Annotated in this window: 18 protein-coding genes and 1 riboswitch; of the genes, 7 read left to right on the top strand and 11 right to left on the bottom strand. The window is 71.1% G+C overall.

Going from position 1 to position 20,344, the window contains the following annotated elements; all coding sequences use genetic code 11:
- The first annotated feature begins 82 nt into the window (after positions 1-82).
- The 6 genes from ABC304_RS17320 (at position 83) to ABC304_RS17295 (ending at position 6,830) form a co-directional block, all read left to right on the top strand.
- Positions 83-1,555 carry an NAD-dependent succinate-semialdehyde dehydrogenase gene (locus ABC304_RS17320; RefSeq protein ID WP_412932696.1) on the top strand — a complete coding sequence of 491 codons (1,473 nt, stop codon included), beginning with the start codon at positions 83-85 and terminating at the stop codon, positions 1,553-1,555.
- A gap of 139 nt (positions 1,556-1,694) precedes the next feature.
- A complete protein-coding gene (locus ABC304_RS17315; protein ID WP_412932694.1) occupies positions 1,695-2,990 on the top strand; it encodes an ABC transporter substrate-binding protein in 1,296 nt (431 codons plus the stop codon).
- A gap of 1 nt (position 2,991) precedes the next feature.
- Positions 2,992-3,882 (top strand): carbohydrate ABC transporter permease, encoded by an 891-nt coding sequence (locus ABC304_RS17310; RefSeq protein ID WP_412932692.1) that lies wholly within the window; start codon positions 2,992-2,994, stop codon positions 3,880-3,882.
- Positions 3,879-4,718 (top strand): carbohydrate ABC transporter permease, encoded by an 840-nt coding sequence (locus tag ABC304_RS17305; protein ID WP_412932690.1) that lies wholly within the window; start codon positions 3,879-3,881, stop codon positions 4,716-4,718. Before ABC304_RS17310 ends, ABC304_RS17305 begins: the two co-directional genes overlap by 4 nt.
- Positions 4,719-4,753: 35 nt before the next feature.
- Positions 4,754-5,827 (top strand): winged helix DNA-binding domain-containing protein, encoded by a 1,074-nt coding sequence (locus ABC304_RS17300; RefSeq protein ID WP_412932689.1) that lies wholly within the window; start codon positions 4,754-4,756, stop codon positions 5,825-5,827.
- A 22-nt stretch (positions 5,828-5,849) separates the two neighbouring features.
- Positions 5,850-6,830 carry a DUF4436 family protein gene (locus ABC304_RS17295; protein ID WP_412932688.1) on the top strand — a complete coding sequence of 327 codons (981 nt, stop codon included), beginning with the start codon at positions 5,850-5,852 and terminating at the stop codon, positions 6,828-6,830.
- A gap of 19 nt (positions 6,831-6,849) precedes the next feature.
- Here the strand turns inward: ABC304_RS17295 and ABC304_RS17290 are convergent, their stop codons facing one another.
- Complete coding sequence (locus ABC304_RS17290) at positions 6,850-8,292, bottom strand: helix-turn-helix domain-containing protein (protein WP_412932687.1); 1,443 nt, start codon at positions 8,290-8,292, stop codon at positions 6,850-6,852.
- Between the two features lie 120 nt (positions 8,293-8,412).
- Between ABC304_RS17290 and ABC304_RS17285 the strand changes: the two genes are divergently transcribed.
- Positions 8,413-10,299: a phosphoenolpyruvate carboxykinase (GTP) gene (locus ABC304_RS17285; protein WP_412932686.1), complete on the top strand. Its 1,887-nt coding sequence runs from the start codon at positions 8,413-8,415 to the stop codon at positions 10,297-10,299.
- A gap of 119 nt (positions 10,300-10,418) precedes the next feature.
- Here the strand turns inward: ABC304_RS17285 and ABC304_RS17280 are convergent, their stop codons facing one another.
- The 10 genes from ABC304_RS17280 to ribD all read right to left on the bottom strand — a co-directional run bounded on the left by ABC304_RS17280 (position 10,419) and on the right by ribD (position 20,093).
- Entirely contained in the window at positions 10,419-12,338 is a 1,920-nt protein-coding gene (locus tag ABC304_RS17280) for an ABC transporter ATP-binding protein (RefSeq protein ID WP_412932685.1), read from the bottom strand.
- A 93-nt stretch (positions 12,339-12,431) separates the two neighbouring features.
- A complete protein-coding gene (locus ABC304_RS17275; RefSeq protein WP_412932684.1) occupies positions 12,432-13,418 on the bottom strand; it encodes an NADP-dependent oxidoreductase in 987 nt (328 codons plus the stop codon).
- Positions 13,419-13,550: 132 nt separating this feature from the next.
- The gene (locus tag ABC304_RS17270; RefSeq protein ID WP_412932682.1) at positions 13,551-14,063 is read right to left on the bottom strand and encodes a DUF2231 domain-containing protein; all 513 of its coding nucleotides are present in this window, start codon (positions 14,061-14,063) and stop codon (positions 13,551-13,553) included.
- A gap of 34 nt (positions 14,064-14,097) precedes the next feature.
- The gene (locus ABC304_RS17265; RefSeq protein WP_412932681.1) at positions 14,098-14,604 is read right to left on the bottom strand and encodes a DUF2231 domain-containing protein; all 507 of its coding nucleotides are present in this window, start codon (positions 14,602-14,604) and stop codon (positions 14,098-14,100) included.
- A gap of 147 nt (positions 14,605-14,751) precedes the next feature.
- Positions 14,752-16,224, bottom strand: coding sequence for an MFS transporter (locus ABC304_RS17260; protein ID WP_412932679.1), 1,473 nt, complete (start codon positions 16,222-16,224; stop codon positions 14,752-14,754).
- 55 nt (positions 16,225-16,279) lie between these two features.
- Positions 16,280-16,630 carry a Fe-S protein gene (locus ABC304_RS17255; RefSeq protein WP_412932677.1) on the bottom strand — a complete coding sequence of 117 codons (351 nt, stop codon included), beginning with the start codon at positions 16,628-16,630 and terminating at the stop codon, positions 16,280-16,282.
- Positions 16,631-16,670: 40 nt separating this feature from the next.
- Positions 16,671-17,144 carry a 6,7-dimethyl-8-ribityllumazine synthase gene (gene ribH / locus ABC304_RS17250; protein ID WP_412932675.1) on the bottom strand — a complete coding sequence of 158 codons (474 nt, stop codon included), beginning with the start codon at positions 17,142-17,144 and terminating at the stop codon, positions 16,671-16,673.
- On the bottom strand, positions 17,141-18,418 hold the full coding sequence (ribA, locus tag ABC304_RS17245) for a GTP cyclohydrolase II (protein WP_412932674.1): 1,278 nt from the start codon (positions 18,416-18,418) through the stop codon (positions 17,141-17,143). Before ribA ends, ribH begins: the two co-directional genes overlap by 4 nt.
- Positions 18,415-19,059: a riboflavin synthase gene (locus ABC304_RS17240; RefSeq protein WP_412932672.1), complete on the bottom strand. Its 645-nt coding sequence runs from the start codon at positions 19,057-19,059 to the stop codon at positions 18,415-18,417. The genes ribA and ABC304_RS17240 overlap by 4 nt, the downstream gene beginning before the upstream one ends.
- Positions 19,059-20,093, bottom strand: coding sequence for a bifunctional diaminohydroxyphosphoribosylaminopyrimidine deaminase/5-amino-6-(5-phosphoribosylamino)uracil reductase RibD (ribD, locus tag ABC304_RS17235; protein WP_412932671.1), 1,035 nt, complete (start codon positions 20,091-20,093; stop codon positions 19,059-19,061). The genes ABC304_RS17240 and ribD overlap by 1 nt, the downstream gene beginning before the upstream one ends.
- Before the next feature lie 61 nt (positions 20,094-20,154).
- Positions 20,155-20,316: riboswitch (FMN riboswitch) on the bottom strand.
- Between the last annotated feature and the right edge of the window lie 28 nt (positions 20,317-20,344).

Below are 20,344 nucleotides of genomic sequence, written 5' to 3'. Positions count from 1 at the left end.
CTTGGAAGAATGGGGACACCGCCGACGGACGCTGGTCTGCAGCATCCGTCCGCGCCGACGCCGCCCGACGAAGGGAACCCCCGTGACCGAGAACCGTGAGACCCAGCTCCTGGCGGACGTGCCGGACGGACTGTTCATCGGGGGCGAGTGGCGCCCCGCCGCCGGGGGAGCGACGCTCCGGGTCATCGACCCGTCGACCGGCGAGGTCGTCAAGGAGATCGCCGACGCGCGCGCGGAGGACGGCAAGGCGGCGCTGGATGCCGCGGTGGATGCTGCGGCGGACTGGGCCGCGACCCCCGCCCGTCAGCGCGGCGAGATCCTGCGCCGTGCGTTCGACCTGCTGCAGGAGCGCAAGGAGGACTTCGCGCTGCTCATGACGATCGAGATGGGCAAGCCGCTGGCCGAAGCGCGCGGCGAGGTCGTCTACGGCGGCGAGTTCCTGCGCTGGTTCAGCGAGGAGGCGGTGCGCGCCACCGGCCGCTACGGCGCCAACCCCGAGGGCACCGGCCGCATGATCGTGTCGCAGCACCCGGTCGGACCGTGCTTCCTCATCACCCCCTGGAACTTCCCGCTGGCGATGGCGACCCGCAAGGTCGCGCCGGCGCTCGCCGCGGGCTGCACGGTGGTCATCAAGCCCGCCGAGCTCACTCCGCTCACGACCCTCTACTTCGTCAAGCTCCTGCAGGAAGCCGGCCTTCCGGCGGGCGTCGTCAACGTCTTCACGACGTCCACGTCGGGCGCCGTGTCGGAGCCGATCATCCGCGACCCGCGCCTGCGCAAGCTCTCGTTCACCGGCTCGACGCCGGTCGGCGTGAAGCTGCTCGAGCAGGCGGCCGGCGGCGTGCTGCGCACGTCGATGGAGCTCGGCGGCAACGCGCCGTTCGTCATCTTCGACGACGCCGACCTCGACAAGGCCGTGGAGGGCGCGATGGCGGCGAAGTTCCGCAACATCGGCCAGGCGTGCACCGCGGCGAACCGCTTCATCGTCCACCGCTCCGTCGCGGACGAGTTCGCGCGCCGGGTCACCGAGCGCGTGCAGGGGTTCCGCATGGGCCGCGGCACCGAGGACGGCGTGACCATCGGACCGCTCATCGACGACCGCGCCGTGGCGAAGGCCGAGGCGCTCGTCAAGGACGCGGTCGACCGAGGCGCGACCCTGCGCACCGGCGGCCGTCGCGGCGAGGGCGCGGGCACCTTCTACGAGGCGACCGTCGTCTCCGACGTCGCGGTGGGCAGCGATATCCTCCGCGAGGAGATCTTCGGACCGGTGCTGGCGATCGTCCCGTTCGACGACGAAGACGAGGCCGTGCGTCTCGCGAACGACACCGAATACGGTCTGGTCTCCTACGTCTACACCGAGAGCCTCGCGCGCGGTCAGCGCATGATCGAGCGGCTCGAGACCGGGATGATGGGACTCAACGTGGGCGTCGTCTCCAATGCCGCGGCGCCGTTCGGCGGGTGGAAGATGTCGGGTCTGGGTCGCGAGGGCGGTGCCGAGGGCATCCACGAGTACCTGCAGACCAAGTACACGCTCACCCCGAACCCCTTCGGCTGAGCCGCTTCTACCACAAACGCACTCCAGGCGGGGATCTTTCTCGTACGACCCTTCGGGGCGTCCGGCGGCGCTAGCGTTCCCGGGAAGCGGGCGCTCGTGCCGCCCGCTCCTCGTCGCCGCACACATCCTGGAGTGACTCATGACGCTTTCCCGCCGCGGTTTCCTGATCGGCGCCGGCGCCGTCTCGCTGCCGGTCCTGCTCGCCGGGTGCGGCTTCGTGCCGCAGAGCACGCCCACGCAGCGCACGGGCACCCTCACCTTCACCACGTGGGGCACCGATGCCGAGCTCGCGGGCTTCCGCACCGCCATCGCCGCCTTCGAGAGCGCGAACCCCGGCCAGACCGTGACGCTCAACGCCGTGCCCTACGAGCAGATGTTCTCCAACATCGACGCGCAGCTGCAGGCCGGCAACCCGCCCGACATCTTCCGCGTGCCGTACTACACGTTCGGCGCGTACGCGGGTCGCGGGCAGCTCCTCGACCTCAAGCCCCTGCTCTCCTCCGACCGGCAGGCGCAGTTCACCGAGCCCGCCTGGGCGGCCGTGCAGAACCAGGGCGGCGTCTTCGGCCTGCCGCACCACACCGACACGTCCGCGATCCTGGTCAACACCGAGCTGCTGGCCGCGGCGGGCATCACCGAGGTCCCCACGAGCATCGAGGACGCCTGGACCTGGGAGGAGCTGGCCGCCATCGGCGACAAGCTCCGCGCCGGACTCCCGTCGGGCACCTACCCGTGGGCGTACAACTGGCAGGGCAACGGCGTGACGCGCTGGCTCAGCCTGCTCTTCCAGGCGGACGGCGCCTTCCTGCAGTCCGACCAGAAGACGCCCGCCATCGACTCCGACGCGGCGCGCAAGGCGGTCGAGTTCTCCAGCTCCTTCTTCTCGAAGGGCTACGTGCCGGCGAACAACACGATCAACTCGTCGAGCTACGCCAGCGAGTCGTGGTTCTCGCAGTCGGTCGCGATGGTGTGGTCGGGTGCCTTCCAGATCCCGGATGCCGACTCCACCGCCTCCTTCGACTGGACCGCCACCTTCGCCCCGCGCGACGTGCGCACCGGTGGGGACTTCGGCGGCAACGCACTGGTCGCGACGGCGAACACCGCGCAGCCCGAGCTCGCCGCGTCCTTCCTGGAGTTCATGACCGACGCCGAGCAGATGCGCGATTTCTGCGCGGCCGCGTCACTGCTGCCCACCCGCGGCGACCTCCTCAACGGCGACCTGAAGTTCGACGTGCGCCCGGAGCTCGCGCCGATCTTCGCCGCCCAGGCCGGCGGCGTGCAGCCGCAGGACGTCGCGCAGGTGGCGTCGCCGTCGATGTCGGCGATCATCCCGGTGCTCAAGGAGCAGCTCGACCTCGCCTTCACGGGTGCGCAGGATGCCGCCACGACGGTGCAGAACCTGCAGAGCGGCATCGCCACGGCGACCGGTGCCTAGCGTGGCGCGCCCGCGCCGGGCGGGGGCGCGCCGGGAGGCGCTCGCGGCGTACGCCTTCATCGCCCCGAATTACCTGCTGCTGCTGATCTTCGTGCTCATCCCGCTGGTCGGCGCATTCCTCGTCAGCCTGCAGCGCACCGACGGCTTCGGCGACGGCACGTTCACGGGGCTGGACAACTACGCCCGGCTGGCATCCGACCCGCTGTTCTGGCGGTCGCTGGGCAACACGCTGCTCTTCACGGCGATCGTCACGCCGCTGTCGATGGCCTTCGGGCTGTTCGCCGCGGTGATGCTCAACTCCGCCCTCCCCGCCCGGCCGGTGCTCCGCTCGCTGCTCATCCTGCCGATGGCGGTCTCGGGCGTCGCGACCGCCCTCATCGGCGTGCTGATCTTCGACCAGAACTCGGGCGCGCTCAACAAGATCGCACAGCTGTTCGGGCTGCCCTCGATCGACTGGCAGTCGCAGGCGGGCCCGGCGTTCGCGTCGATCGTCATCGCCACGGTCTGGTGGCGCACGGGCTTCAACATGCTCATCTACCTGGCCGGTCTGCAGGGGCTCGGGCCCGACCTCTACGAGGCGGCGCGGCTGGACGGCGCGGGGGCGTGGCAGCGCTTCCGCAACGTCACCCTCCCGCTCCTCGGACCGACGACGTTCTTCCTCGTCATCCTCAACGTGATCTACTCCTTCCAGGTCTTCGACATCGTCTTCGTCCTCACCGGCGGCGGGCCGGGCGGGGCGACCTCCGTGCTGGTGACCTACGCGTACGAGACGGGCTTCGTGACGCGCGACCAGGGGTACGCCGCGGCGATCGGCATGGTGCTGTTCGTGTTCGCCCTCCTCTTCGCCGCCGGACAATGGCGAGCGAGCCGAACGAGGGATCTCGTCGAATGAGCACCCGCGTGCAGCGCACCGCCCGCTGGAGCACCGCCGCCCGCACGGTGATCGTGCTAGTCATCGGGCTGATCACGATCTCACCCCTGTACTGGATGGTGGTGGTCGCCTTCTCCACGCGGTCCGAGCTGCTCGGCGGGGGCGAGTTCCGCCTGTGGCCGCGGGAGTTCACACTCGAGAACTTCACGCGCGTGTTCGGGTCGTTCCCCGTGGCGACGTGGTTCGGCAACTCCGTGGCGATCGCGGTCGTCGTCACGGCGCTGTCGGTCATCACGAGCCTGCTCGCCGGCTACGCGTTCGCCCAGCTGCGCTTCCGCGGCTCGACGGTGCTGTTCTTCATCGCGCTGGCGACGCTGGTGCTCCCGGTTCAGGTCATCATCGTGTCGCTCTTCCGCCTCATCACCGGCCTCGGCATTTACGGCACCTACTGGGGCGTCATCCTGCCCAGCGCGGCGTCCGCGTTCGGACTTTTCCTCGCCCGGCAGTTCATGCTCGGCATCCCGAGGGAGCTCATCGAGGCGGCGCGGCTCGACGGGGCGTCCCACATCCAGACCTTCCTGCGCGTCGTGCTGCCGATGTCGAAGTCGCTCATCGCGGTGCTGGTGTTCATGGGCCTCCTGCAGTCGTGGAACGACTTCGCGTGGCCCCTCATCGCGCTCCGCGACAATCAGCTGTTCACCCTCCCCATCGGGCTGCTGTTCCTGCAGGGCCAGGCGAACAGCGACTACGGGGCGACGATGGCGTTCGCGCTCATCAACGTGGTGCCGATCGCGCTCGTGTTCCTCTTCTTCCAGCGGTACTTCATCGCCGGCTTCGCCCGCAGCGGCATCAAGTAGGCGCTCGTGTCGGTGCGGCACGGCAGGATGTCGTCGTGCGCGCACTTCCCGATCGCCGGCTGAGGTCGCACCTCCTGACGGCGCCGGCGGCGTCGATCGCCGACGCCGCCGGTCACATGACGGCCACCCAGGCGCAGGAGTTCTGGGGCGGCCGCTGGGCGCTGGCGCTGCGCACCCGAGGCGAGCCGACGCTGCGCGACGTCGACGCCGCCTTCGACCGCGCCGAGATCGTCCGATCGTGGACGATGCGCGGAACCATCCACATCGTGCCCGCGCGCGACCTGGGCTGGCTGCTGGCTCTCACGGGCGAGCGGCAGCGACAGGGCCTGGCGGCGACGCACCGGCGGGAGGGCATCGACGCGGCCGAGCTCGACCGCGCGGAGCGGGCCGCGCTCACCGCCCTGGCCGGTGGCGGGCGGCTCACCCGCGCCGAGCTGTTCGCCGTCCTCGAGGGCGCGGGCGTCCCGACGTCGGGGCAGCGCGGCTACCACCTCCTGTGCGGTCTCTCGTGGCGCGGTGTCGTCTGCCAGGGCCCGGTGGTGCCGAGAGCGGGCGGTCCGACGCGGGAGCAGTACATCGTGCGGACGGACGAGTGGATCACGGATGCCGCGGCCCCGGTCGAACCGCTCGCCGAGCTGTTCACGCGGTACATCGGATCCCACGGACCCGCCGGCATCCGGGACTTCTCCTGGTGGTCGGGGCTGCCGCTCGGCGTCGCGCGGGAGGCGGCGGCCGCGGCATCCGATCGCGTGTCCGTCGTCCCGGGTGAGGGGGAGCCGGTCTACGTGGCGGCGGGCCCCGCTCCCCGGCGGGCTCCGCGGATGCCCGAGGTGCTGGCACTCCCTCCGTTCGACGAGTACTACCTGTCGTACGCCGACCGCACAGGTGCCTGCGCACCCGCTCTGCTCGGCCGTGTCGGACCGGGCGCCAACGGCATGGTGCGGCCGGTCCTCGTCGCGCGCGGCGAGGTGGTCGGCGCGTGGTCGCACTCCCACGCCGTCGGCCGGCACGAGGGCGACCCGCTGCCGGAGCTCTTCACCGAGGGCGCGGCTTCGGCGGAGCAGGTGGACGCCGCGCTGCAGCGGTACCGGCGGTTCCTCCTCGGCTGATGCGTTCTGCCACACTGTGACCGTGCGGGCAGGGACGAGGAGACGCGGCTGGGTGGTCGCGCTGGTCGTGCTGGCCTTCCTCGGCCTGTATGTCGGCGTCGTCGCCACGTACGCCCTGACCGAGACGCAGTCCACGGGGTCGAGCTGCCTCCCGGCCGACGACCTCCCGACGGACCGCATCACCCTGTCCTTCACCCCGCAGTCGGTGGATGCCGCGGGTGAGCGCATCAGCGGCAGTCTCGACGTGCTCTCCTTCGGTCCCGCGGCCGACGCGGACGAACGGCTGCGGGGGCCGCTGACGATCTACCTCTCCAACGTCGAGACCTCGCGCACGCTCACCTATGAGCCCGGGACGATCCCGTCCGCGCAGACCGTGCGGCTCATCGCCGAGGGCGAGATCGAGCGCTGGCCGGTGGACGTCTACCGCTCGCCGGTGGCCATCATCGCCGTCCAGAACGCCGACACCGCCGAGGAGTCCGTGGTGCCGCTCGAGGTCTGCGGTACGCCGCACGTGCCGGGCTGGACGTTCCGCTCCGAGACGAGCGAGGCGACCAGCCAGCTGTTCACCGTCAACGGCATACCGGCCGACGAGGTGGTCATCATCGCGCAGCGGTCGGTCGCTCCGGTGACCTTCGGCGTCGTCATCCTCGTGCTGATGATCGCGATGCCCGTCCTGTGCCTCACGATCGCGCTCCGCGTGCTGCGGGGGCGACGCAAGGCGGAGGCGACGCTGATGAGCTGGATGGCGGCCATGCTGTTCGCCACGATCCCGCTGCGCGGCTTCCTGCCCGGCAGCCCTCCGGTCGGCTCGTGGGTGGACTTCCTCGTCGTGATCTGGGTGCTCACCGGCCTCGTGAGCGCGCTGGTCATCTATGTCGTCGCCTGGCTGAAGTGGGGCCCCGACGGCGAGCGACCCCGGGGCGCACCCGGTGCGGTGACGGTCCCCGTGGCCGCCGCTGCGCACGGCGGCGACGGCGGCTCCGGCGGCGGCGCGGCCGACTGAGCCCGGCGCAGACGCGGGCTCAGCCCTCGGCGTGCCGTTCGAGGAAGCTGTAGACCTCGGTGTCGTCGACGCCGGGGAAGTCCCCCGAGGGCAGTGGCGAGAACATGTGCATGTGCACGCGCGCGCTCGGCCACGCCTTGCCGCTCCAGCGTGCGGCGACGTCGGCGGGCGGGCGCCGGCAGCACGACAGGTCGGGGCAGTGCGAGCTGGCGCGCTTCGTCGTCTCCCGGCCGCGGAACCACCGTGCGTCGTCGAACGGCACCCCCACCGTGATGGAGAACTCGCCGGCATCCGTCGTCCCCGTCTGCGTCGAGCACCAGAACGTGCCCGACGGGGTGTCGGTGTACTGGTAGTGCTCCGTGGTGCGGTTGTGCTCCTCGAAGGCGGAGCGCGCGAGGAAGCGGCGGCAGACGATCTGTCCCTCCACAGATCCCGTGACGTCCATGGGCACCGGCAGGTCGTCGTTCTCGTAGACGCGGGTGATCGCCCCTGAGCCGTCCACGCGGAGGAAGTGCAGCGGGATCTCGAAGTGCTGGGTCAGCAGGTTGGTCAGCCGCATGGCGGCCGCCTCATGGGTGACGCCGAAGGCGTCGCGGAAGTCTTCGACGGCGAGGTTGCGGTCGCGTTTGGCCTGCTGCAGGAACGCGAGCGAGGCCGTCTCTGGCATGAGGCAGCAGGCGGCGTAGTAGTTGATCTCGAGGCGCTGCTGGAGGAAATCGGCATAGTCGACCGGCCGCTCGTGCCCCAGCAGGCGGTGGGCCATCGCCTGCAGGGCCATCGACCGCAGGCCGTGGCCGCCGGGGATCGACGCGGGCGGCAGGTAGATGCGGCCGTTCTCGATGTCGGTGACGGAGCGCGCGGAGTGCGGGAGGTCGCTGACGTACAGCAGCTCGAAGCCGAGCTGCTGGGCCATGATGCTCACGGTGCGGTGCGTGAGCGCACCCGTGGAGTGACCGGCCGCCTTCAGCTGGCGCTCGGCGAGTTTCTCGATCTCGGCGAGGTAATTGCCCTTCTCGCGCATGCGCAGCCGGAGCTCGGTGTTGGCGCGGCGCGCCTCCTCGGGCGTCGCGATCGTCTCGCGCTCGCGGCGCTCGAGCTCGCGATGCAGCCCGATGATCGATTCGAGGGTCTCGTCGCTGGTGCCCTTCGTGACCTTGACCGGGGGGATGCCGAGCCGACGGAACACCGTGCCGGCCTGCAGCCGGGCCAGGTCGATCTCGAGCGCGGCGCGGCGATTGGGCGGCTCCGCCGACAGCAGCTCCGTCACCTCGATGCCCGTCGTGGCGGCGATCGCCTGCAGCAGCGACAGCTTCGGCTCGCGCTTGCCGTTCTCGATCAGACTCAGCTGGCTGCCGGCGACGCCGACCTTCTCGCCGAGTTCGTCCAGTGTCATCCCGGCCGCGACGCGCTGGTGGCGAATGCGGTGACCGAGGGTCGTGAGCTCGAGCGACGTGGATGCCATTCCTTGAGCATACGGAAAGATTCGCGTTTCTTGCAGTCAAGAGGTTGCGAAAAGGTCCATGTAATCGCGTCACAGTAGGGGAAGACCGCAGATGACGTGTCGATCGAGGAGGAAACGAGCATGGCATTGGCCGACATCTTCACCCGCCCCACGTCCACCCCCGCCGCAGCCGTCGAGGCGCGCAGCTTCGGCCGGCGCCCGCACGTGACCGGAGCAGGCATGGACGCGCTGTACGCCTGGGTCGAGGAGATCGCCGCGCTGACGCAGCCCGCCGCCATCCACTGGGTCGACGGCTCGCGGGCCGAGAACGACGCGCTGCTGCGTCAGCAGGTCGACGAGGGCAAGCTCATCAAGCTCAACCCCGAGTGGCGCCCGGGCTCCTACCTCGCCCGCTCCCACCCGAGCGACGTCGCCCGCACCGAGGGTCGCACCTTCATCGCCTCCGAGCGCGAGGAGGACGCCGGCCCGACGAACAACTGGGCCGATCCGACCGAGATGCGCGGCCTCCTGACCGGTCTGTTCGAGGGATCGATGCGCGGTCGCACGATGTACGTCGTCCCCTTCTCGATGGGCGCCGTCGGCGGACCGCTCTCGCACATCGGCGTGCAGGTGACCGACAGCGCCTACGCGGTCACCTCCATCGGCATCATGACCCACGTCGGCACCGCGGTGCTCGAGCAGATCGCCGACGGCGCCGACTGGGTCAAGACCGTCCACTCCGTCGGAGCGCCGCTCGCGCCGGGGGAGAAGGATGCCGCGTGGCCCTGCAACGACGAGAAGTACATCGCCCACTTCCCCGAGACGCTCGAGGTGTGGTCGTTCGGCTCCGGCTACGGCGGCAACGCGATCCTCGCCAAGAAGTGCTTCGCCCTGCGCATCGCGTCGGTCATCGGCCGTGACGAGGGCTGGCTGGCCGAGCACATGCTGCTCATCCGCGTCATCGACCCGTCCGGCAAGGCGTACCACGTCGCCGCGGCGTTCCCCTCGGCATGCGGCAAGACGAACCTCGCGATGCTCCGCCCGACCATCCCCGGCTGGCGCGTCGAGACGCTCGGCGACGACATCGCATGGCTGCGCCCCGGCGACGACGGCCGCCTGTGGGCGATCAACCCGGAGGCCGGCTTCTTCGGCGTCGCGCCCGGCACGGGCGAGTCCACCAACGTCACCGCGGTCGAGACGCTGTGGGGCAACACGATCTTCACGAACGTCGCGCTCCGCCCCGATGGCGACGTGTGGTGGGAGGGCCTGACCGACGAGGCCCCGCCGCACCTGACCGACTGGGAGGGCAACGCCTGGACGCCCGGACTCGGCCGTCCGGCCGCGCACCCGAACTCGCGCTTCACGGTGGCGGCGGCCCAGTGCCCGCAGATCGCGTCCGACTGGAACGCGCCCCAGGGCGTGCCCCTCGACGTCATCCTCTTCGGTGGACGGCGGGCGACCAACGTTCCGCTCGTGGTCGAGGCGACCGACTGGACGCACGGCGTCTTCATGGGCTCGAACGTCTCGTCCGAGCGCACGGCCGCTGCCGAGGGCACGGTCGGCGAACTGCGCCGCGACCCGTTCGCCATGCTCCCCTTCTGCGGCTACAACATGGGCGACTACTTCGGCCACTGGCTGAAGATCGGCCAGAAGCTGCGCTTTGACCGCGCGCCGCGGATCTTCCAGGTGAACTGGTTCCGCAAGGGCTCGGACGGGCGCTTCCTGTGGCCCGGGTTCGGTGACAACTCCCGCGTCATCGATTGGATCATCCGTCGTATCGACGGCGAAGTCGACGCGGTCGACAGCCCGATCGGACGCCTGCCCAAGACGTCGGACCTCAACCTCGACGGCATCGACGTGCCGCAGGCCGACCTCGACGAGCTGTTCGCCATCGACCCGATCTCGTGGCAGCGCGAGGCCGACCTCACCGAGGAGTTCTACGCGACCTTCGACGGCCGCGTGCCGGCGGCGCTCGAGTCGGAGCTCTCGGCCCTGCGCTACCGCCTGCGGCAGGCCCAGCAGGCCTGACGCCGATCCACCGGCGCGCCGTCCGCGAGACTGCAGTGGGAGCGCGAGACGTAGGGGATCACCCTCGGTGTCGCGTCTCCGCTGCAGTCTCGCGGTCGGGGCGCGGGGCGTGGGGTGGGTCAGACGAGCAGCTGGTGGCGGGCCAGGTCGCGGTACAGCGGGGTCGACGCGACCAGCTCCGAGTGCGTGCCCTGACCCACGACCTGGCCATGGTCGAGCACGACGATCAGGTCGCTGTCGACCACGGTCGACAGGCGATGCGCGATGACGACCAGGGTGCGGCCGGTGGCGACGGCATCCAGCGCGTCCCTCATCCGCTGCTCGTTCAATCCGTCCAGCGACGACGTCGACTCGTCGAGCAGCAGGATCGGCGGCGCGGCCAGCAGCGCGCGCGCGATGGCCAGCCGCTGACGCTCGCCGCCCGAGAGCATCACGCCGCTCTCGCCGACCGGGGCGTCGATGCCGAGGTCGCTGCGCTCGAGCACCTCGGTCAGGTTGACGGCGCGCAGCACCTGCTCGCACTCGGCGTCGGTGGCATCGGGCGAGGCGAGCCGCAGGTTGTCGGCGATCGTGCCCGCGAGCGTCGGCGCGTCCTGCTCGACGTAGCCGAACTGCGCGCGGAGGGCATCGCGGTCGAGTGAGCGGATGTCGCGACCGTCGAGCTCGATCGCACCCGAGGTCGGATCGTAGAACCGCTCGATGAGGGAGAGCACGGTGCTCTTGCCCGCGCCGCTCGGGCCGACGAGGGCCACGCGGGCCCCGCGGGGGACGGCGAAGGACACGCCGCGGAGCACGTCGAGGTCGCGGGCCTCCGGCTCGTCGGCGACCTCCTCGGCGGTGCGGTCGAGTCGCGCCTCCTGCAGGACGGAGCGGGCCTCCTCCGCCGCCTTCGCGCGAGCCGCCACCACGTTCTCCGGGTAGCGGAACCGCACGTCGCGGAAGGCGATGGCCGGAGCGTCCGCCGCGAGCTGCGGCTGAGCGGCGCGCGCCGCCGCGGCCTCGTCGTCCTGGGACTCCGTCGGGAGGTCGAGCACCTCCTGGATGCGGCCCAGCGCGCCGAGCGCCTGGTTGACGGACGTGATGGCTCCGAAGGTCGAGCCGAGGGGCGCGATGAGCATGAAGAGGAAGAGGATGAACGTCACGAGGCTCGCGATGCCGATCGCCCCGGACGCCACGCGGAATCCGCCGACGCCGAGGACGACGAGCAGCGACACCTGGAGGGCGATGCCGGCGACGGGGACGACCAGCGCCGAGACCTTCGCGATCCGGACGCCGACGTCGTACGCCTGGGTCGCCAGGCCCGACACCGAGGCGATCTCCCGCTCGGTCGCGCCTGCGGCGCGGACCGTCCGGATCGAGCCGACCGCGCGCTCCACGCCCGACGCCAGCTCGCCGACCTTGACCTGCTGCTCGGCCGATGCGGTGCGGATGCGTCCGCTCAGCAGGACCACCACGACGACGGAGACGCCGATCACCACGAGGATGAGCACCAGCAGCACCGGGTCGATGACGGCCATAGCCACGAGCGCCCCGACGAAGATGAGCGCGTTGCCCACGGCATCCGCGAGGCCCTGCGTGAGCACGGCGTACAGCAGGGTGGTGTCGGTGCCCACCCGCGAGACGAGGTCGCCCGTGCGGCGGGCGTCGAACTCGCTGATCGGCAGACGCAGGATGCGCGCGATGAGCTTGCGGCGGCTCGAGAACACGACGGCCGTGCCCGTGCGCTGCAGGAGGTAGTGCTGGTAGCCGGAGATGATCGAGGAGATCACCACCAGCGCGATGAGCACCCACACCAGCACGCCCAGCGGCGCCTGGGTCTGGACGCGGTCGATGACCTGGCCCACGAGGAGCGGCTGGGCCAGCGTGGCGCCGGCGCCGAGGATGCTGAGCACCGCGATGACCACCAGCACGGGCTTGTGCTCGAAGATGAAGGGCAGCAGCTGGCGGAAGGTGGCGCGCGGCCCCTCCGGTGTCTTGCGCCGCCGCCCCCGTGGCCGGGGTGCGGGGGACTCGGACGTGGGGCGGGCGTCGACAGACAAGCGTGTTCCTCGAGGATCTGCGGGATCCGTGCGGTGCGGATCCGTCACCCTCGACCGTACTTCGTGTCCCTGTGCGCCGGGCGCGCGCGGCGACTAGTCGCGGGCCTCCATGACCTCCCGCGCCTTGATCACCCGGCGCGTGTTGACCGGATGCGTCGCCAGCACGATCTTGCCCCGGGAGTGGAGCTTCTGCAGGTCGTCGTAGGCCTCGACGACATCCCCCAGCGGGTAGAAGCCCGACACCAGCACGTTGACCACGCGGCGCTCCGCGAGGGCGACGAGCCGCTCGAGCTGCGACGTGCCGTGGGCGACGGCCGCGGGGTCCTCCGACAGCAGCGAGATCTCGCGGTCGCGCCGGTCGCCGCTGGAGCGGAAGCGCGCCTCCGGCACGCCCAGCTCGGCCGCGAGCTCGTGGCCGTCCTGCCCGAAGTTGTCGATGAACGCCGTGACTCCGTCGGGCGCCTTGGCGCGGATGCGGTCGGCGATCCCCTCGCCGTAGCGCACGGGGGTGATGCCCATCTGCCGCAGGTAGTCGAAGTTGCGGTCGCCGCAGGTGCCGATCACGCGCGCGCCCAGGTGCTTGGCCACCTGCGCCTCGATGCTGCCGACCGCGCCGGCCGCGGCCGAGATCACCACGGTGTCGGAGGGGCCGATCTTCAGCTCGTCGAGGATGTCCAGCGCGGTGACGCCGGCGAGGTAGAGGCCGCCCGCGGCTTCGAACGTGACGCCCTTGGGCTTGCGGACGAGGTGATCGACCCCGACCGTGAGGTGCGTCGCGTGCGCACCGGCCCGCACGTGTCCGACCACGTCCGATCCGACCGGGAATTCGCTGACGCCGGGGCCGACCGCGATGACGATGCCCGCGAAGCAGCTGCCCGACCGGCGGGGGTACGCGTCGTCCCAGTCCTCCTCCGCGCCCGAGCGCACGAAGCCCTCGATGTGGTTGAGCGACGTGGTGATGACCTCGACGCTCACCTCCCCGGGTCCCGGCTCCGGCAGAGGACGCTCGACGAGGTGCAGGACCTCGACTCCGCCCGGCTCGTCGTACTCCACCACTGAGGCGTTCGCGACCTTCTTCATTACGGATCCTCCTGACATGGCGAGATGCATTGACCCGAAAATAGAGCGCGCCGATCAGCCGGACCAGGCCTTGACGGGCCCGCTCGACGTGGTCAAGGAGACCGCCCCGGCGGGAGCGACAGGTGGCCCGTGTCAGGGGCGCTCGGGCACCCGGAAGGCCTCGCCCTGCGTCGACTCCGCGGCGACGCGGATGCCCCACCGGTAGGCGAGCTTGCCGCCGAGCCAGCCCGAGAAGCTCAGGAACAGCAGGCTGACGATGCTGAAGACGAAGGCGGCCAGCGGGATCTCGTCGGTCGTCGTCCGGAGGAAGAACTGGAAGAGATACGCGCCGCAGACCAGGAAGTTGATGCCCATGTGGATGGTCGCCGCGCTCGAGGCACGCGTGCGGTCGGGGATGCGCAGGTAGTCGTGGATCCCGAAGATGATCGCCGGGATGCTGCCGAGCAGCCCGATCGCGATGAGCACGCGGGATCCGGTGGCGTACGGTGTCGGGTCGGCTGCGGCCAGCCCGATGATGTCGAACACGAGGCTGGCCACCCACGCCCCGATCGGGATGGTGATGGCGATGGCGTGGAAGGGGTGGCCGTAGGGTCCGGCCAGGATCGTCGCCGGCCGCTTCGCGGGGTTCTGCTCCTGCGTGCTCATGCTGTCTCCTCGGGGTGGATGCGTCGGCGATCGGTCACGGCAGCGGCTCGTAGCCCTCGGCCTGCGTGCGCTCGTCGGCGACGCGCACCCCGAACGTGTGCGCGAGCTTGCCGCCCAGCCACCCGGAGGCTCCGAGCAGCACGATGCCGGCGATGCTCGCCAGGAACGCCATCATCGGCACCACGTCGTCGCGGTCGCGCAGCAGGAGGCTGACGAGGAAGAGGCCCATCACGGCGAGATTGAGCACCATGTGCGTCGTCCCCGTCGCACGCGCGGTCGTGCCCGCGGGCAGGCCGAACCAGTCGATGACGCCGAGCAGGGCGGCGACGACCGACCCGATGAGGCCGATGATGATGAGGATGCGGGCGCCGACCGCGAAGGCGGACGCGTCATCCCCCGTGAGGGCGAGGATGTCGAAGATGACGGCGGCGACCCAGGCCCCGATCGGGATGATGATCGCGATCGGGTGGAACGGGTGCCCGTAGGGCCCCGCGATCGGACTGCGCGGGTACTTGGAACGTGCGGGCGGCGGATGGGCCATGACTCTCCCTCGGTGAGTCAGGCGAACGTATGCCGAGACGGATCGGTGTCGTGATGCGGTTGACATCCGCCCCGGTCATCGGGACGGTCCTGCGCAGACGACGGATGCCGCGGGCACAGCGGCCCGCGGCATCCGTCCTCCAGCGGCTCAGAGCGACGCGGTCGCGCCCACGCCGATGTTCTCCTCGAAGTCGACGTCCTTCGTCTCCGGGGCGAGGATGAGGGCGATCATCGTGAGCACGCCCATCGCCGACAGGTACAGGCCGACGAGGAAGGGGTTGCCGTCGCCGCTGAGCGACCACAGCCACAGCGCGACGATCGGCGCGAGGGCCGCCCCCAGGATAGAGGCGACGTTGTAGGAGATCGCCGAACCGGTGTAGCGCACGTTCGTCGGGAACAGCTCCGGCAGCACGGCGCCCATCGGCCCGAACGTCGCCCCCATCAGCACGAAGCCGAAGACGAGGAAGGCCTGCACCAGCGCGCCGGTGAGCTTCGGGTCGGCGTGCGGCAGGAGGAAGACCGAGAACGTCAGGCCGAACACGATGATGAGTCCGGTCACCCACATGAGCAGCTTCCGGCGGCCGATCGCGTCGGCGATCGGGCCGGACAGCAGCGTGAAGATGCCGAAGAAGACGACGCCGACGATCTGCATGATGACGAAGTCGGTGAAGCCGAAGCCGAGGCCCGGGTAGAACTGCGCAGCGAACGCGGTCGCGTCGTACGCCGGGCCGCCGCGCTCGGCGGCCGCCTGCGCGGCGGCCGCCGCGGTGGCGAGGTCGGCGGGCTTGGTGCCGTACGAGAGCGTGAACTGCGTCATCAGATAGAAGAGCACGTAGGTCGCGAGCATGATGAACGTGCCGAGGATGAGCTGGCGCCAGTTGTTGCGCAGCGCCGCACCGAGCGGGAACCGGCGGATGGCGCCGGTCTTCTCCGCCGCGGAGAACGTCTGGGACTCCACCAGCCGCAGGCGCACGTACAGGCCGACGATGACCATGACGGCCGAGAAGAGGAACGGCACGCGCCAGCCCCAGGCGAGGAACTCCGCGGAGCGCTGTGCGCCGCCGTCGGGGTGGGGGAGGGCGAAGTTGATGATGAGGAAGACCGCGTTGGCGATGATGAAGCCCAGCGGTGCGCCGAGCTGGGGGAATGTGCCGTACCAGGCGCGCTTGCCCTGGGGGGCGTTCTCCGTGGCCACGAGCGCGGCGCCCGACCACTCGCCGCCGAGCGCGAAGCCCTGCACGAGCCGCATCAGCAGCAGGAGGAGAGCGGCCCACACGCCGATGTCGGCGAAGGTGGGCAGGCAGCCGATGAGGAAGGTCGCGATTCCCATCGTGAGGAGGGATGCCACGAGCGTGGCCTTGCGGCCGAACCGGTCGCCGAAGTGGCCGAAGACGATGGCGCCGAGCGGCCGCGCGATCATGGCGGCGCCGAAGACGCTGAACGACAGCAGCAGCGATGTCGTGTCGTTGCCCGTCGGGAAGAAGAGGACGGGGAAGACGAGCACGGCCGCGGTGGCGTACGCGTAGAAGTCGTAGAACTCGATGGTGGTTCCCACCAGACTCGCGGTGATGACGCGCGAGCGGGAGTTGGCGGGCCGGGCTGCGGCGGAGGTGGCGGACACGGGTGACAAGCCTAGACCCGCGGGCGGCCGCGTCGCGGAAGGCGACGCGTCGGCGTCAGCGCCAGAGCACCGCGATGCCGGCGTTGAAGAGCGTCAGCACGCCGACCGACCAGAAGAGCACGGGCGCGACGGCGGCGCCGCGGCGCTGGCGCGCCGACCCGATGCCCAGGATCGCGCCGATGATCAGCAGCACGACGAGCTTGACGGCGATCTTCACGTAGTTGAGGTCGCCGTCGGTGCCCCACGGAGCGGCCAGGGCGAGCCCTGCGACGGCGGCGATGGCCAGCCCCCAGTCCATGATGCGCGTGAACTTCCGCGCGCCGGTGGCCGCGACCACCCACGAGCCGAAGAGCACGGCGAAGCCGATGAGGTGGACGAGGACGACGGCGTGGCGAAGGAACTCCATGTCGCCAGGCTACCTTGAGTCTGGCTGAAGGTGCAACGCGTCAGGCGCGGAGCGCCTGCAGCACCAGGGCGGTGCGGATCGCAGCATCCGCCGCCTCCGCGCCCTTGTCCTCCTTGGAGCCCTCGAGGCCCGCGCGGTCGAGCCCCTGCTGCTCGTCGTCGAGGGTGAGCACCCCGAACCCGACGGGCTTGCCGGTGTCGAGGGCCACGCGCGTGAGGCCGTCCGTGGCCGCCGACGACACGTATTCGAAGTGCGGCGTGCCGCCCCGGATGATGACCCCGAGGGCCACCACCGCGTCGGCTCCGGCCTCGAGTGCGGCCTTCGCCGCCACCGGGAGCTCGAACGAGCCGGGCACGCGCACGAGGCGCCAGGAGGCCCCCGCTGCGTCCAGGGCGCGCTCCGCGCCGGCGATCAGCCCGTCGCTGATCGCGTCATGCCAGGTGCCGGCCACGACGACGATGTCCAGTCCGGAGGCGTCCGTCCCGCCCGTGATGGGTGCTCCCTTGCCGCTCATGAGCCGGCTCCTTCGTGCATCTGTGCGATCGCATCGGCGAGGTCCTGCTCGGCGATGATGTGGCCCATGCGGTCGCGCTTGGTCTGGAGGTACTGGTGGTTGTTGGGTCCGACGCCGACCAGCAGGGGCACCTGCTCGACGATCTCGAGTCCGAGCTCCCGCAGCTGAGCCACCTTGTCGGTGTTGTTGGTGAGCAGACGCACCTTCTCGATGCCGAGGTCGGCGAGGATGCCCGCCGCGGCGGCGTAGTCGCGTGCGTCGGCCGGGAGACCGAGGGCGAGGTTGGCGTCGACGGTGTCGAGCCCGCGCTCCTGCAGGCTGTAGGCGCGCAGCTTGTTGATGAGCCCGATGCCGCGGCCCTCGTGGCCGCGCATGTAGACCACGACGCCGCCGTCCTGCTCGATGGCGTCGAGCGCGGCGTCGAGCTGCGGGCCGCACTCGCACTTCAGCGAGCCGAAGGCCTCGCCCGTCAGGCACTCCGAGTGCACGCGGACGAGAGGGGCGTCGTCATCGAGGTCGCCGGAGATGACCGCCAGGTGATCCGTGCCGGTCGTGCGGTCCTTGTAGGCGCGGAAGCGGAACACGCCGTGCGTGGTCGGCACGGTCGATTCGGCCCGCAGGCTCACGCGGCGGCGGGCGATGGCGGGGACGGTCGCGTCGGCCGGATCCGTCTCCACGAGGTGCGCGATCAGCTGCTCGATCGTGATGACCGGCAGGTTCTCGCGGGCGCCGAGCTCGAGGAGGCCGGGCAGTCGCATCATGCTGCCGTCCTCGGCGACGACCTCGCCGATCGCGCCCACGGGGGAGAGGCCGGCGAGCTTCATCAGCTCCACGGCGGCCTCGGTGTGGCCCGCGCGCTCGCGCACGCCACCGTCGACGGCGCGGAGGGGGAGCACGTGCCCGGGACGGATGACGCTCGTCGGCGTGGACTCGGGGTTCGCCAGCACGTTCAGCGTGTGCGACCGGTCGGCCGCGCTGATGCCGGTGGACACGCGGTCGGCCGCGTCGACGCTCACCGTGTAGGCGGTGCCGCGGGCGTCCTCGTTCTGCGCCACCATGGGCGGCAGATCGAGGCGGTCCGCCCAGTCGGCGGGCATCGGGGCGCAGATGAAGCCGCTGGACCAGCGGATCGTCCACGCGAGCCATTCGGCCGTCGCCTTCTCCGCGGAGAGGATGATGTCGCCCTCGTTCTCGCGGCTCTCGTCGTCGGCGACGATGACCGGGCGGCCCGCGCGGAGCGACTCCAGCGCCTCTTCGATGGTGGAAAGGCTCATCGGGAGCCTCCTTCTGTCGGGACGGCGGCAGCCGTCGGGGAGAATGCGAGCAGGCGCTGCACGTGGCGGGCCAGGATGTCGGTCTCGAGGTTCACGCGGTCGCCCGGCGAGCGGCTGCCAAGGGTCGTGGCGGCGAGGGTCTCGGGGATGAGCGACACCTCGAACCACGCGTACGGCTCGGATGCCGGGCTGGCGGCGCTCACGGTGAGCGAGACGCCGTCCACGGCGATCGACCCCTTGTCGACCACGAGCGGCGCGAGCTCCGCCGGCAGCGAGATGCGCAGCACGCTCCACTGATCGCCGGGGCGGATGTCGAGGATCTCGCCGGTGCCGTCGATGTGCCCCTGGACGATGTGGCCGCCGAGGCGGCCGTGCGCGACGGTCGCCCGCTCGAGGTTGACGGCGCGGCCCTCGTCGATGCCGGCGAGGGTGGACATGTCCAGGGTCTGACGCATGACGTCGGCGGTGAACCAGTCCTCGCCACGGTCGACCACGGTGAGGCAGACGCCGCTGACGGAGATCGAATCGCCGTGTCCGGCGTCCGACACCGCCTTGGGAGCGCGCACGGTCACGCGCACGCCGTCACCCGATGCGGCCACAGCCGTCACGGCGCCGATCTCTTCGACGATTCCGGTGAACATCAGGATGCTCCTTCAACGAGGAGGGAGGGGTGGGCGATGACCAGGAGGTCGTCGCCGAGGTGCTGGACGTCGGTCACGGTCAGGCGGCGCGCCTCCGCGATCGTGGTGACCCCGAGGTCGGTGAGCGCGAGGCGACCGCCGCCCAGCAGCACCGGCGCGAGGTAGACCAGCACTTCGTCGGCGAGTCCGGCGGCGACGAACGCGCTGGCAAGGGTGGGCCCGCCTTCCACGAAGACGCTCTGGATGCCGCGGCCGTGCAGATCGCGGAGCACCTCGGGCAGGTCGCGACCACCCGCGAGCACCGGGGTCTTCGGGTGGCGGAACAGTGCGGCATCCGCCGGCGCCTCACGTCGCCCGACGACGACGGGCACCGGCTGCGTCGGATACAGCGACCCGTCGGGGGTGCGGGCGGTCAGCGACGGGTCGTCCGCGAGCACCGTGCCGGTGCCGACGACGATCGCGTCGGCCTGGGCGCGGCGGCGGTGCACGTCCGCCCGCGCTGCTTCGCCGGTGATCCACCGGCTGGTGCCGTCGTCGGCGGCGGCGCGGCCGTCGAGGCTCTGCGCCCACTTGACCGTGACGCGCGGGCGTCCGAGCCGGGTCGCCGAGAGCCACCCGTCCAGGAGCGTCTCGCCGTCGGCGCGACGCACGCCGGCCTCCACCTCGACCCCGCCCGCCGCGAGGCGCTCGGCGCCGCCGCCGGCGACGGGGTTGGGGTCGTCGACGGCGTAGAGGACCCGCGAGACGCCGGCTTCGAGGAGGGCGACAGCGCAGGGCCCGGTGCGCCCGCGGTGGTTGCAGGGCTCGAGGGTCACGACGGCGGTCAGGCCGGTCGCGTCGCCCCCGTCGAGGTGCGAGAGCGCGTCGACCTCGGCATGCGGGGTGCCGGCGCCGCGGTGCCATCCCTCGGCCACGATGCGGCCGTCGGAGGCGAGCAGCACGGCCCCGACCTGCGGGTTGATGCCGTGCGGACCGCGCGCGGCGAGCTCGAAGGCGCGGCTCATCGCCGCGTTCTCGGCTTCGCTCACCGTCATCCGCTTCCCGCCCTCGTCCGGAGCCCGGGGGTGCTGGGAAGAGGCGTCGCGCGCGCGACGCCCGTGCTGCCTCCCATCCGGACTAGCGACGAAACCTCCGTCGCATCACCGTCGGTTCCGGAATTCCACCGGATCGGCCCCCGCCGCATCCGGAATCGGATGGAGGACGAGGGTTCGCGGACTGTCACCGCCGGTTCGGATTCCCACCGACCCCGGAGCACTTGCTGCTCATCAGTCTAATCAACGCGCGA

Origin of the sequence: Microbacterium jepli (genome assembly GCF_047237905.1) — a bacterium.
GTDB lineage: Bacteria > Actinomycetota > Actinomycetes > Actinomycetales > Microbacteriaceae > Microbacterium.
Note: the sequence above shows the minus strand (reverse complement) of the source record. Positions and strands in the feature narration are given on the sequence as shown.